6 protein-coding genes are annotated in these 15051 nt (G+C 62.8%); 3 read left to right on the forward strand and 3 right to left on the reverse strand.

The genetic code is table 11. From position 1 onward, the window contains the following. Positions 1-92: 92 nt before the first annotated feature. Genes EN906_RS00260 through EN906_RS00270 form a run of 3 tightly spaced genes read left to right on the forward strand, consistent with a single transcriptional unit; the run spans position 93 to position 3652 of the window. Complete coding sequence (locus EN906_RS00260; RefSeq protein ID WP_127267875.1) at positions 93-1319, forward strand: iron-containing alcohol dehydrogenase; 1227 nt, start codon at positions 93-95, stop codon at positions 1317-1319. Positions 1320-1335: 16 nt separating this feature from the next. Then, positions 1336-2817: an NAD-dependent succinate-semialdehyde dehydrogenase gene (locus EN906_RS00265; RefSeq protein ID WP_127267876.1), complete on the forward strand. Its 1482-nt coding sequence runs from the start codon at positions 1336-1338 to the stop codon at positions 2815-2817. A gap of 10 nt (positions 2818-2827) precedes the next feature. Beyond that, complete coding sequence (locus EN906_RS00270; protein WP_164748775.1) at positions 2828-3652, forward strand: alpha/beta hydrolase; 825 nt, start codon at positions 2828-2830, stop codon at positions 3650-3652. A gap of 539 nt (positions 3653-4191) precedes the next feature. Here EN906_RS00270 and EN906_RS00280 read toward each other — a convergent pair. From EN906_RS00280 to EN906_RS00290, 3 genes are all read right to left on the reverse strand, one after another. Next, on the reverse strand, positions 4192-6042 hold the full coding sequence (locus tag EN906_RS00280) for a peptidase M50 (RefSeq protein ID WP_127269818.1): 1851 nt from the start codon (positions 6040-6042) through the stop codon (positions 4192-4194). Between the two features lie 2 nt (positions 6043-6044). Then, a complete protein-coding gene (locus EN906_RS00285; protein WP_127269820.1) occupies positions 6045-7916 on the reverse strand; it encodes an HlyD family efflux transporter periplasmic adaptor subunit in 1872 nt (623 codons plus the stop codon). A 65-nt stretch (positions 7917-7981) separates the two neighbouring features. Beyond that, on the reverse strand, positions 7982-15013 hold the full coding sequence (locus EN906_RS00290; protein ID WP_206529062.1) for a hypothetical protein: 7032 nt from the start codon (positions 15011-15013) through the stop codon (positions 7982-7984). Positions 15014-15051 lie beyond the last annotated feature (38 nt).

Genomic DNA, 15051 nt, shown 5'->3' on the forward strand with positions numbered 1-15051 from the left:
TTTGTAGGGGCGAGAGACACGCTCTTAGACCGTCCGATCCAAGCCCAGTTCAATGCCTCCGTTTCCAGTCAGCCGCCGTCAAAGGACCGATCATGACCCTCTTCGCCGCCCTGCGGTTGCCGCGTGAAATCCTGTTCGGGAAAGGGCAGCGCCATGTGCTGCCGACGGTCGCCGCCCGGTTCGGCCGACGCGCGCTGGTCTGCACCGATGAGCGTTTCGCGGGCACAATGGTATTCGCCGACATCATCAAGTCCCTTCAGTCAGCCTCGATCGAGGTTCTGGTGCATGATCATGTTCTGCCCGACGTGCCACGCGACACGGTCGGCATCTGTGTCGAGGAAGCGAAGGGGTTCAGACCGGACATTGTGATCGGCATCGGCGGCGGCAGCTGTCTCGATTTCGCCAAATGCACCACCCTGCTTCTCAGCCATGGCGGCAAGCTCCAGGACTATTACGGGGAGTTCAAGGTGCCGGGTCCGACACTGCCGCTGATCGCCGTGCCCACCACGGCCGGCACCGGCTCCGAGGTGACGCCGGTCGCGGTGATTTCCGACCCGGACCGGACGCTCAAGGTGGGCATATCGAGCCCTCACCTTATCGCCGCCGTCGCTCTGTGCGATCCCGAGTTGACAATGACCTGTCCGCCTGGCCTGACCGCGATCGCCGGCGCTGACGCGCTGACCCATGCGATCGAGGCCTTCACCGCCATGCGGCGCGGTGAAGACCCCAATCTGCCGCAACAGCATGTCTTCATCGGCAAGACTGCGCTGACCGACCATTTCGCGTTGCTCGCCATAAAACTGCTTGGTCGGAGCCTGGAGAAAGCCTGCAGCGACGGCACCGATGCCGACGCGCGCGCCGATGTCATGATGGGCGCGCTCGCGGCGGGCTGCGCATTCGGCACCGCCGGCACGGCGGCGGCGCATGCCGTGCAATACCCGGCAGGCGCCCTCACCCACACCGCCCATGGTTTGGGCGTGGCGACAATGATGCCTTACGTGATGACCTATAACAGCCGCGTCGCCGCTCACGAGATGGCAGAGATCGGCGCGGCACTTGGCTTGGAGACCAAGGCCAGAACCGCCGCCGAGATGGCAGCCGCCACAATCGAGGAGATCAGGCGATTGTTCGCGGCGATCGGTATTACGCCGACACTGGCGGATTTAGGCCTCCCCGCCGATAAGCTTGACTGGACAGCCGAGCAAGCGCTCGGCATCGACCGCCTGATCAAGAACAATCCGCGTGCCTTCGATCTCGGCACGATGCGACGCCTCGTCCAGGCTGCCCATGACGGCGACCTCGCCGCCTGCGTTATGTGAAAAACGGAACAAAGCGATGAATTTGAAGGCTCAGCAACTCGACCAGGATGGCTATGACGTGCGCGGTTTTTCGCACGGACTTTACATCGACGGCACTTGGCGGCCGTCCTCCGACGGTCGGCTCATCGATGTCGTCGATCCCTCCTCCGGGGCGGTGATCGCGGCAGTTCCCGATGCGACGGTCGAGGACGCCACCGCCGCCGTCGAGGCGGCGGCCAAGGCGGCCAAAGGATGGCGGGAGACGGCGCCGCGCAAACGCTCGGAAATCCTCAGGCGTTGTTTCGAACTGATGGTCGAACGCTCGGAAACGCTTGCCATGCTGATCTCGCTGGAGAACGGCAAGGCGTTGCGCGACGCGCGCGGCGAAGTGGCGTACGCCGCCGAGTTCTTCCGTTGGAATGCTGAGGAAGCGGTCCGCATCACCGGTGAGTTCGGCACCGCGCCCTCCGGCAGCAATCGCATCGTGGTCGATTATGAGCCGATCGGAATTTGCGTGCTGATCACACCGTGGAATTTTCCGGCCGCTATGGCGACCCGCAAGATCGCGCCGGCGCTGGCGGCAGGCTGCACTGTCGTCCTGAAGCCGGCAAGTGAAACACCGCTGACGGCCTATGCGCTGGCGGCACTCTACAGCGAAGCCGGCGTGCCTGCCGGTGTCGTCAACGTGCTGACCACGACCAGTCCCGGGCCGCTTACTTCGGCCATGCTCGCCGATCCGCGCGTCAGGAAGCTGTCCTTCACGGGGTCGACGGGTGTCGGCCGAACCTTGCTCGGCGAGGCTTCAAAGCATGTCATTTCGTGTTCGATGGAACTCGGCGGCAATGCCCCGTTTGTCGTCTTCGACGATGCCGAACTCGACGCCGCCCTCGACGGCGCGATGATCGCCAAAATGCGCAACGCCGGCGAAGCCTGCACCGCCGCCAATCGCCTCTATGTACAATCGGGAATTTATGATGCTTTTGCCGACGGGCTCCGCAAGCGTATGGCGGCACTTAAGGTGGGAGCGGGACCGAATGCAGACACAGAATGCGGGCCGATGATCACCAGAAAGGCTGTCGACAAGATCGACCGCCTGGTCAAGGACGCCGTGGGCCGGGGGGCCAAGGTGCTTTGCGGCGGGGCGATTTCGGAGGAAGAAGGGTTCTTCTATCCGCCCACAGTGCTGTCCGATGTGCCGCCCGATGCGGAGATGGCGCACGAGGAGATTTTCGGCCCGGTGGCACCCATCACACGCTTCGACACCGAGGCCGAGGCGATCGCACATGCTAACAACACGGAATATGGCCTGGCCGCTTATATATACACACGCGATATTGGACGCGGCATGCGGGTGGCGTCCGGGATCGAGGCCGGCATGATCGGTCTCAACCGAGGACTGATGTCGGATCCGGCCGCACCATTCGGAGGCGTCAAGCAGAGCGGCCTTGGCCGCGAAGGCGGCCAGCACCACGGCATCGCCGAGTTCATGGAGGCTAAATATATTGCCGTCACCTTCTGAACCGGCAGTCATGTCAAACGACCCTTTCCGCACGCGCGACCATGTGGCCGACTTTGACGATATCGTGGCCGACATAGTAAGCCGCAGCGCCGAAACCCGGGCGACCCTGCCGATGTCGGCTGATATCGCCTATGGCGAGGGCAAGGCCGAAAGGTTGGACCTCTTCTTTCCGCCCGGCGCGCGCAGGGATCTTCCCGTGCACATCTTCATCCATGGCGGCTACTGGCGCATGTTCTCCAGGAGCGACTATTCTTATGTAGCGAACACAGTCACCAAAGCTGGGGCGATCGCGGTCATCGTCGACTATGCGCTGATGCCCGAAGTCAGGATGGCGGCAATCGTCGACCAGGTCCGACGTGCCAAACAATGGGTGCTGGACAATATAGCCGCCCATGGCGGTGACCCTGCCCGGCTAAGCGTAAGTGGTCATTCGGCGGGCGCACACCTGGCCACATTCCTGTTCGAAAAGACGCCAATGCCATCGCGCATACGTGCGGCGCTGCTGCTAGGCGGCCTTTACGACCTCAAGCCCCTTCAGACGTCCTTCCTTCAGCCGCTAATCGGAATCACCGATGAGGAGGCAGCTGCCTTCACCCCAATGACGCGGTGGCATGACCCGGAGACGGCAGCGACCATTCTCGTGGGAGATCAGGAAACGTCACCTTTTCACCAGCAGGCCGCCGACTTCGGAAAGCGCTTGCGCGCGCAGGGGCACCTTGTCTGCGACCTCCGCCTGAATGACCGAAACCACATGAACAGCGCGCGTGATCTGGGCATCAGCGGCACACAATCTGGCGATTGCCTGATGGCGATGATCGAGGGAAACGGCCTATAGGACGGAACCTGGGGAAGCAGAGCCGCTTGACTGCCGGGCCAGACACTCCCGTCACTCAAGAAAGTACCGTCACGGGATCGCGGCACGCTACCGGCATCGGGCTGAGCTTTGCGGCAGGTGAATCCGGCAGAGGACACAACCGACGACTCCTCATCCTCTTTCTCCACACTGACGAACTGCACAGCGCATCAGAAAATCGAAATTGCCCCTGCCGCCCTGAGTCGCGATGGTCTTTACGCAAGCAGCCGGCTTAGGGCTGTGGAGGAAACGTCGTCGCGGCAAAGCCCCTGGGCAAGGCCGCTTTGGCACGCCGCTGGTTCAAACCGGCAGCGAGGGAGGGTCTGACTTGGCTGGTTCGGGCAAATCCGACACCGCGCGCTTGGGCATCAAAATGTCCCAGGAACTCGTCGTCGGCGCGATCTCGGCCGTCCTGTTCCTGGTGTTCTCGGCGACGCTCAACAATTTCCTGAGCCAGGGCAACATCCTTGCCATTCTCAAGAATGTCTCGATCCTCGGCACGCTGGCCGTCGGCATGGGGTTCATCGTCGTCGGGCGCGGCATCGACCTGACCATGGTGGCGGTGATGGTGGTCGGCGTCGCTCCGGGATCACGGCGCGCAGTGTCGGCTGGTCGAACCGCGTCACATAGGCCAGCGTCTCGCCACGGCGCACGAACTTGCCCTCGAGATCATTTGCCGAAGGAACGATCAGAGTTCCGCTTGCCTGCGCCCGTACCGTCAGCGCTTCGGCACGGTCGCGTGCGATGACAAGGTCGGCGCGTGCCAGCCTGAGTTCTTCGGCCACCACTTTGGCGTTGACCTTTTCCGAGACATCGAGTTTTTCGAGGCGGCGCTCAAGCTCCCCAACCCTCAAATCCAAGAGGACGGTCCGCGCTTCCAGCAACGGGTCTTCCAGCCGCAGGATCGGGTCGCCTCGCTCGATCCTGGCGCCGGGCGTCGCGACAATTTCCGCCACCACGCCATCGACACCGGCATTGACGACTCCGTCGCCCGGCAGCCATACGACGCCTTGCGCGGCGGTCGCGTAAGGCAGCGGGATGACAAAGAACGGCGAGGCTACCAGTGCGAGGCTGGCTGCAACGACGGCGAAGGCCCTCCCCCTCGTTTTTCTCAGGGATGGGCTCGTGAACAGAAACCACAATTGGCGCGCCAGCGGCACGCCAACCATCAGCACCAGCGCCCACCCAGCCATCATCATGCCGACGACAAAGTAACGCTGGCTGACCAACGTGACGATCGCCACCATGACGCCGATCCGGTAGAAGAATGACGTGACGCCGTAGCTGAACAGCCAGAACTCTTCGCCCTGCGCGGTCGCCGGCGTTTCGGCGCTTTCGATGCCGAACAGATAATGCTGCACCAGATAGCCGAGATATTTGGTCGCCCGCTGACCAAGGTTCGGTATCTCGAGAATATCGCTCAGAACGTAATAGCCGTCGAAGCGCAGCAGTGGATTGCCGTTGAACAGCAAGGTCGAGACGCCGCCGATGAGCATCACGTTGAATGCGAAGGCGCGCACCAGTCCGGCCTCGGCGTTCAGCCAGACGATCAGCGCCAGACAGGCTAACAGCCCCTCGACGATAATGCCTGCCGCACCCACCAGGGCGCGCTGCCATTTGTCCCGGAATGCCAGGCTCTCCGACGCGTCGACATAGGGCACCGGCATGAACACGAGCAGCATCACGCCGATCTCGTGCACCTCGCCGCCCCAACGTTTGACGGCGAAGGCATGCCCCAGCTCATGCAAAGCCTTGATGAAGGGATAGGCGATCAGGATCAGCACGATATTCTCGGCCGACAGAACCCGGTCGGTTACATCGCCGGTCAGCGCCTGCCAGTTCATCGCGGCAAGGAAGATCGAATAGGCAACCAGCGCGAGGAAGGCGACGCCGCCGAACCAGGACAGGAACGGCCGCACCAGCGGATAGGTCGCGTTCAGGAACTCGTTCGGATCGAACAGCCCGACGCGGATAGCCAGCGGATTGGCGAATTTCGACAGAAGCTTGCGGTTGTGCTGCTTGCTGGCGCGGTCGGCGATTTCCTCGATGTCGGGCGGAATGTCGCCGAACAGCACATCCGCTGCGTGAAGCTGCCCCAAAAGACGGATCACCGCGTCTTGCGTAATGACCTTTTCGTCGAGGTGTTCGCAGGCGTTGTCCCACACGTCTTGCATGGTACGTCGGCCCGTCATCAGGCTGATGATGAAATAGGCCTCCGGCGTGAAGCGATGGAAGCGGCCAGAGGTCCGATCCTGCATCACATACCAGACCTGGTTGCGAAAGATCGTGCGGTGGATGCTCACCTGGCTTCGCAGCCGCGGCTTCAATTGCGCAACGCGATACCAGGACGAACTGAAATAGCTCCCGTCCATGGTCAGCCCGCCCAGCGCCAGAGGGTCAGGCGCAGCCAGTCGATCATCTTCTGGGTGTAGACGAAGAACAGCAGCCGTTCATCCACATGGGTCTTGCTGACGCCCTCCATGCCAGGACGCAGCCGCTCGAGGGACCCGGCGAGCGAAGCCTCGACCATGAACGAGTTGCGGCCGTTGCCCTGTCGCGAGACAGAGGTGATCTGTTCGATCTTGTATGGCAGCGGCTCCCTCGGCAACGCGCTGACCCGCAACTGGCCGGTCTGGCCGATCTTGATGTCATCGATGTCGCTTTCGTCGACTTCCAGGACAACGCGGTAAGAATCGAGTGGCGCGATGTGAAACAATTCCTGGCCACGCTCGACCGCCGCGCCGACCGATTGCGACAGATCGCCGGCGACGATGAATCCGTCAAACGGCGCCACCAGTCGGGTGCGCCGCAGTTGTTCGTCGATCAGCGACAGCTGCGCGTCCGCCTGCTTGATCTGGGCCTCGATGATCTGGCTTTCGGCGCGCTCGCCACGCGCCAGAGCGCGGTCGAATTCCGTCTCCTTCTGAGCCTTGGTGGTGACCAGCCGCAGCCGTTCGAAATTCAGATCCTGATCATCGAGTTGCGCCAGCACCTGATCCTTGCGCACCGTTTCGCCTGCCTTGGCGAATTCAGCCAGAACATAGCCGCTGAACGGGGCAACGATGGTTCGCTGCACCGAACCGCGAATGACCGCGGGCGCCGTTACCGCATAGGGTGAGGTGGCGACGCTCAGATAGGCCGCTATCGCCACCGCGGCCAGCGTCGCAATCTTGCGCCCGATGAAGCGCGGGCCAAGCAGCCTCTTGATCTGGATCCAGCCCGCTTCGATCGCCTTGGTGAAGATCGTCCGGTCGTTACCGCGTTTTTCCTCGAGCACCGGTCCGACCACGGCCGCGACTGCATCGCAAAGGTAGATCGTCTCCTGGTCAAAGCTCGCGTCGGCGGGCCGCAGGAAGGTAAGCGCGCCCGTCATCGTGCCGTTGCTCTGCAGCGGCACGGTCAGGGCGGCGCCATTCTTGTACTGGCGCGTCAAGGCTTCGTGCGCGATGCTGACCCGATATTCCTGACCCTGGCGCGGTGGCGCGACGACCACGGCCCGCTGGTCGATTGCCTCGTCCATCGCCGCCGCGATGTCGCGCATGAAGCTGACCTTGCCGTCGAATGCCGCCGAATGCGACACCGCCGCAACGCGCGTCCAGCGCCGGCGCATCACGCCGACGGCGACCGGGTCACAGTTCAGCCGCATGGCGAGTTCGGTGACGAGGGCGGTGCAAGCGCCCTTGTACCGCTTCTTCTCGATCACTGCCGCCAACATATCGAACGCAAAGCGGCTGCGCTGCGCCGCCTGTTCGCTCTGATCGCTCATGCCGCGGCGCAGATGCACCTCCACCCAGCCACAGGCCCACTGGATCTTACGCATGATGTCGGTGAAGGCAGCGTCGTTTCGCTTCACCGCAACGGCACAGGCTCCGAACAGATGCCCGTCGATGAGGATGGGTGACGCGATGATTTGTGTGTTGTCCGTCGGACCCGATACACTGACGCCCTGACGCTTTCCCGTGGCCATTTCGGTGGCGGCGAGAAGTCCGCCGACCGGCGACTGTGAGTTCGGCCATGCGGCGGCCAGCACATAAGGCCCGGTATCGGCTTCCCCGAGCACCAGGGCTGCTGCCGAGGCATCGGCAATCTGGCGGCACAGGAGGCCCAGCCACGCGCCAATGAACTCATCCGATGTCCCGGCAGTGCGGAAGCGTGTCCACAGCGCCTGGTCCAGAACGCTGTAGCTGACGATGCCGGCATCATCCAGCATCCTGTGGGTATCACTTTCAAGGATGCTATCGGCCATGGACAGCCGTTTCGAGGCGGCGCGCGCAGTTCGCGAGATGTGTGAACTGCGCCGCCATCATTGTCTCATCGCACTCCAAACAGACTGGACAGGCGCGACAGCAGTCCCTTGCGGTTGCTCCATTCGGCGAGACCGTTGAGGTCGTCCGAAGTTGCGTCGCCATCGTCCTGATCCGCATCGGGCGCTGCATCGTGCGGACGGTCCTGCTGCCGACCCTGTGCGGCAACAAAGGTTCCGCTGGCTTCGTCGAACACCCAGTTGAGCTGGCCGCTTGCCTGCAAGCCAGAAGTAGCCCCGGTCAGCACGATGTCGTCGGTCTTGGCGCTTGTATCGGCTTCTGACTTGGAATGTGCCGCCGCCGTGCCGCCGGAAGCTCTTGCGCTCGATATCGTCGTGGCTTCGCCAATCGGTTCAGCCCGGGCAATGCCTGCGCTCTGGAGCAATCCATGCTCCTGCGCGCCGACAAAGACGCCCAGGCCATCATGGAAGAGCTGCGTTTCAGTCAGCGGACCGGCAGATCCGGCCTCCGGCAGCCGGCGCTCGCCGGCGGCCAACTCAGCCGACATCACGCCCGCGTCGCCCTCATCGTGATCCAAGCCCGCCTGATGGCCGATCTCGTGGATCAGCACCGACAGAAGGTCCATCCGTCCATCGGCGGCGCCGCCCGGCAACGCCGTCAGGTGCCCGGAGGCATCGAGCTGGAACTCGCTGCTGTCGAGAGGTGACAGGTCGACGAACCAGCCCTGTCCGGCCGCATTGCGGTCGATCATCACCGCGCCGAACACCGACTGTGCCAGCGCCGAGCCAGGCAGATCGGTGATCTGGACATCCAGGTTCGACAGCTTGGCAAGTTGTGTCGCGTCGAGTTGGCCGCTTCCCGACCAGATCGCCACCGCCTGCGCCAACATCGCCTTGGCCTGATCGATGCCGACCGCCGTTGCCGTGTCCGCGGCCTGGCCGAGCGAAGCAAGCGCCAACTGATTGGAGCTGGTGCTGAACGCCGACGCATTGGTGCGGATCTGCAGCCGGTCGAAAGACGCACCTGCATTGCCTGTCACCAGACCGAACTCGCCATCGGCAATTGCTGCATTGAAGCCATAACTGCCGACGAATGCGCCGTTGACGGTGATCGAGAGGGCTGCGCCTCGTATGGTCAACTGGACGTCATAGTCCGTCGTTGAACTGAGCGTGCGCGCGAAGCTCTGATCGATCACCGTGCCGCCCTTCGACGTCACGTGTCCGACCAAAACCTTCTGGCCAACCACATCCAGGGTGACGAACTTGTAGTCGTTGGCGCCGTAGTAGTCGAAGACGATGCCAGCGGTCCCGGCGGTCTTCAACTTCGCCGTCAGTTCCAGATAGGCGTCCGCCCCGATCGCCGGGCCGACATCCAGCAGATTGGTGCCAGCGCTGGCCGCCGCATTCAGCCTGCCGCCCGAGAGCGTCCAGCCTTGAGCCGCAGTCTTCGACATCGGATAGGTCGGCGGCCCGTTGAACTCGGCTGCGTAGTCGAGCGTGATCTGTGGTGGCAAGACCTGGACACGGAAGTTGTCCACCGTACCCTTCGAGCCGCTGTTGCCGACACCGACGAGGCCCTTGTTCAGCGCCACCGGCTGGCCATCGACGATGCGCGGCGCGAAGGTGTAACTGAACCAATTCACGCCGGCGACGGTCAAACTCACGTTCGTGCCGTTGACTGCGAGCAGGACATCGTAAGCCTGGTTCGCTTTGAGCTGCACCGGCTTGTTGGACTTGACCAATTGATGCCAGCCGCTGGCGTCGCGATAGCCCATCTCGATCTGGTCGTTCGAGATATTGATGCCGGCATATTTGAAATCGGTCGGCGAATAATAGTCGAAGATGATGTAGGAGTTGGCCTTCCAGCCGCCGGTCGGCTTGTCGGCCGTCAAGGTCGCCGCGAGCTCGTAGTAGATCGGCGTATAGGCGTCGAGATAGAGAACCGCGGCTGCCTGATCCCAGGTGCTTGCCGACTGAACGGTGAGCTTGCCGCTGGTGACGGCGAAATTGCCCTCATCGACCGCCACGACCTTGGCATTGCCGTCGTTGAAGTCAGCCGTGCGCAGCACGTCTCGCTTACCGCCCGGAATGTTGCCAGCCTGGGGATCCGTCGGACCGCCGGTCTGATCCTGCCAGAAGCCATGATCCTTCTGGGTGATCAGGCCGATTTCACCTTCCACGCCGCCCATGAACATATGGACGTGGCTGTACTTGTCGTCTCCATTGATGCTGCCAGTGTCAGCGGTGCGGGTGATGTCGACACCGTCGCTGAATGCCTGCGCATAGAGGAAGTCGAACAGTTGCGGCGGCACCTGCCGGCTTACCGTCGCGATACCGAACGGTGCGAACGGCACCAGGTAGCTGTTGTACTCCCCGACCCAATCGATCAGGCGGTCGCCACCGGTGTTGCCGATCAGGATGTCGAGCCCGGCCCCACCGAAAACGCGGTCCTCATACATTGGGTGCGTCTCTGGCTGGTCGTTCAGCCAGTTGTTGGTCGAGAGCACATCGTCGGCATTCATGAGGTCGTTGCCCCAGCCGCCATAGATGTGGTCGCGGCCAGTGCCACCAACGATCCAGTCATTGCCCAGGTCACCGAAGACCGCATCGTTGCCGTCGGTGTTGCGCTGCGCAAACGCCGTCGGCGTGCCGTTCGGCGCAAAAGCGATCGCACCGTTGACCAGCGGTCCTTCATTGTCGACGAGGTTGAGGAAATACTGGCGCGTGATGGGCGCCGCACCGGTCTTCCATACCGAACCATCGGCGTTGAACATGATTGTCCGGCGCGGATCGTACTCGTCATAAAGGAAGAACTCGCCGAGCCGGCTCTGCACAGGCTTCGGCGCATTCCACGGATCGCTGTCGGGACCAAACCTCAGCACGTCGCCAGGGTTCCATGGCCGCGAGAAGTCGGTGCGCACGATGCCCACGACATTGCCCGCTGCATCGAAGCGCTGCGTATAGGAATCTGGCAGAGCTTCCCCGCCGCCGACCGCATCGTCGCCGGAACCGCCATGGATGAAGTCGTCACCCAGGCCGCCGAAAATGATATCGTCCACGACATTGGCGTCAAACAGCGGATTGTCGCCGCCCTGTGCGTTCGGCGTCAGATTGTAAGGGGTCAGGTCGACCGCCTTCTTCATCTTGCCACCGACATTGATCGTCTCGGTCTGCACCTGTCCCGGAGTGGAGATGAACTCGTTGAGCACATCGCCCTGGCTGGTGCGCGTATCCGGATCGGTCGCCAGCAATGGCAGCACGCCGAACAGGCTTTCGCCGTAGGTCGCGCTGTTGCGGCTGGTGAAGATGCGGCCGTCGTCACCCAGGATGCCGTCCTCACCGGTACCACCGGAGATCCAATCATTGCCCCAGCCGCCGATCAGATCGTCGTTCTCGGCATCGCCGAAGATCCGGTCATGGCCGCCGCCGCCATAGGCGGTGTCGTCACCGGTTTCGCCATGGAACTCATCATGGCCGCCGATGTCCTGCTTGGCCCATAGGCCGAACTCGTTGCGATAGGCAGGATTGTTCGGGTTGGTTTTGGAGAACAGGTCCGGACGGAAGTCCGGGCCGCCCGGCGTGTAGTCGAGCAGATGGATGCCACGCACGACGAGGCGTTCGCCACCAGCGCGCGCCGGGTCATTCACGTCGTAGTTGAACTGCACATAGAGCTGTTGCCCGGCTGCGCCGGTCGGATTGATGTCGGTGTGATTGACGCCGACGATCCGCACGATGTTGCCGTTGTCGCCGATCATCGAGTCGGCATCGCGGGCAAAACGCGAATTGGCCAGCGTGCCGTCATTCGGCAGATTATCGTCATTGCGATCAATCTCGATGCCGGCGCCGCCGAAAATATAGTCGTCTCCGTCAGGCCGCATATTCGGATCGATGAGGCTGAAGAAGGACGAGGAACCGCCGATCAGATCATCCTGGCCGAGACCGCCGAATATCTGGTCGTCGCCGCCACCGCCTTCGATATAGTCCTGGCCGTCGGTCGCCGCCGTGAAGGAGGCGATCACCGTCAGCGGACCGATCGGATCGGTGACGCCGGCGGATGTGCGCGATGCGCCGACATGCGAGGTACCGGCAAAGGCAAGCTCGATGCCGCCGTCGCCCTGCACCACGTCATGGCCGAGCTGACCTAACAGTTCGTCATTGCCTTCGCTGCCGGCGATATAGTCGTTGCCGAAGCTGCCGACGCCGGCCGCGCCCTCGTCGAAGGCAAAGGTGTGCAGCGCCGCGTAGTCGACCGAATACTCGCTCCACCACGGAGCCCCGTCCGGATCGCGATACCGCCGCGCGATGCTGTCGACCAGCAGCAGGCCGCTGTTGTCGGCATTGACTGTGCCGAGGCCGGCCGGCATCGGCCGGTCGGTACGGCTGTACATCAATGTTCCGGCCAGCGTCTGGAAGCGCAGACTGAACGTGTCATTGTACAGATTGCCGTGAGCGCCGCCCTGGCGCGACAGGTAGACGTTGTCGCCGAAGACGCGATCGTCCTGCTGGTCACCATCGAGCAGATCATGCCCGGCGCCGCCGACGATGACGTCGCGGTCGAGGCCGCCGAACACCACGTCGTCGCCGCCATTTTGCAGTTCGGCCGATTTGATGCCGGTGACCAACGCCAGCTCGGTCGTCTGGATGCGCTGCTTCAAGGCTGACGGGAAGTTCGGATCGTCGACGAACATTTCGATCACGCCGTGATCGGCGAAGATGATGTCGTCGAAGTCGCCGAGCAGGCCGGCAGCCGCGACCGAACTCGGCCCATAGCCGAGATGCGAAGCGCCATCGCCGAAGATCACGTCGTCGCCCGCATTCATCAGGTCGCGAACCGACGACTTGACCGGCTTGATCGTCGTGCCGTTGGTGTCGGCATTCGGATCGGCCGAAGGCAACGGACTGTTGTCGACCGTGTCGATGAACAGCTGGCGCGTGAAGATATTCACGTTGACGCCGCTATCGCCATAGATGTGGTCGGCGCCGCGATTGCCGATGATCAGGTCGTCGCCGGAACCGCCGGCGAGATGATCGCCAGCCTGGCTGCCGTAGATCGTGTCGTTGCCCGCGCCGCCATAGATCGTCAGACCGACGCTCGGCAGGTTTGCCGACAGCGTGCCGGCGAACAAGGCGCTGGCGTCGATGATGTCGTTGCCGGCTAGCTTGTAGGGATTGGCGAGCGGGAACACCCACTCGTCATCCTCGTTCTCGCCGTCCTGCAGTTGCGGGAACGGATCGAACGGCTTCTCGCCGAATTCCATACCCAAGACATTGTGCGCCTGGCCGGAATACCAGATTCCGTCCTGGCTGGTGTCGCCATAGATGACCAGTGGCGAGTTCGGCCCGGCGCCGCCGGTGACGATAATATGGTCGCCACCGACACGCCTGCCACCGTCCAGCGTTATATCGACACCGGAGACGGTCATCGCAACACCGGCTTTCGGCGTCAGCGCAACGCTCTGCAGCGTTATCACGCTCGCAGTGAGCGCCTGGATGGTGAACGTGCCGGCAAATCCGCTCAGCTGCACCTTCTGGCCCACATAGAAGCCATCCGCCAGCCAGCTGCCGACACTGCGTGTCAGGCTGTTGGTGGTGATGTTGACGGTCGCCGTGCCGGTGATGGCGCGCGGCTCCGCGACGTGCAGTGAACGCTCGGCATAGCTGTTGAACGTGTTGAGCGCGAGCACCGTGCCGGCTGGCTGGCCGGCGCGTGTGTTCGGTGCGCTGAGCACCAGCTTGCTGCCGTCACCCCATGTCAGCGCGGAGTTGCTCGGCGCCGGCAGGGTCGCATCGGCGATCGCCAGAATGGTGCGCGTGTAGGTTTCGCCCGCAAGCTGGATTACCTGGCCAACCTGATAGCGGTCCTCCGACCAGTCGCGGCCGTCCTGACGGGTGACGATGATCTGTCCACCGGTTCCGGCGGCGATGTTCATCGGGCCGGTGCTTTCCAGATACATGTTGCCGCCGCCATGAACGAGCGTCAGCGCGCCATGCTGGCCTTGCACGTAGAAGCTCTTCACCGCGCTGTTTTGCGTCGCGAGCGGCGCGCCCTCGAGCGTCAGCGAGTAGCCGTCTTCCGATATCTCGATGATGCGGAAGTTACGCTTGCCGCTGGCATCGACCATCGTCACCAGATGTCCGGCGAGGTAGCCTTCAGCGGCCCATTTGACGTTGTCGTGGCGCGTGACGATGCCGCCGGTATAAGTTGGGTCGACATCGACTTCGGCCACCACGGTCTGCAGCACGGCGTTGGTCACGGGGTTGATGCGATTGATGGTGCGCGGTGCTTCCGAGACCGGCGCGAGTTGTCCGCCGATGACGCGCATGACCGCGCCGGCGATCGCCACGATCTGATACTCGCCCTGCGCAAAGTCTTCGGCGATCGAGATGAAGTCCCCGACCGCAAAGCCGGCCCAGTTGCCGCCGTCGGTGCGCGTGATAATGCCGCCCGCCGTCGTCGTGGCCACATCCACCGACTTGTTGAGCGTGATCACATCCTTATCGAAGGCGGTGATGGTGTGCGGCCCGTCCGCCACGCTGGCCAGCGTCGGTCCGCTCAGAACCAGGATCGAGTTGTCATTCGGATCCGCGCCTTCGGCCGGATTGGCCGGATTGATCAGCGCATCATTGATGGCGACGATCGTCCAGACGCCCGGCAGGTTGTCGATCTTCACCGTTTGGCCGACGAGGAAGCCCATCGCTTTCCAGTCGAATCCGGTGCGCACGATGGTGCCGCCGTTGACGCCGGATGGCGTTATGTCGAACGTGCTCGTCACCTGCACCGGCGGCGCAGGATTGAGCGTGCCCTCGATGACGAGCTTGTCGTTGCCTTCACCGAGCATCAGATTGACCACCTCGATGGTGCTCTTGGTGCTGTCGGTGCCGAAATCGCCGTTCTGGTCGACGCTGATGCGTCCGAAGCTGATGCCACCCGGGAAGAAGCCGGATTCACCGAAAGTCGGATCGCCGGTCACACCGAGCCCCAGGCTTAGATTGTCAGCCATGTTGAAGCCGGTGAGCGTCGTCGCCGTCATCACGCCGCCGACATCTTCCTTGCTGGTGTCGTTGAAGATGTTCAGCACGTCGATCTGTTGCGATTCCGGCGGCTGCTGGCCGATCG

The organism is Mesorhizobium sp. M7A.F.Ca.CA.004.06.1.1 (genome assembly GCF_003999135.1).
Classification (GTDB): Bacteria; Pseudomonadota; Alphaproteobacteria; order Rhizobiales; family Rhizobiaceae; genus Mesorhizobium.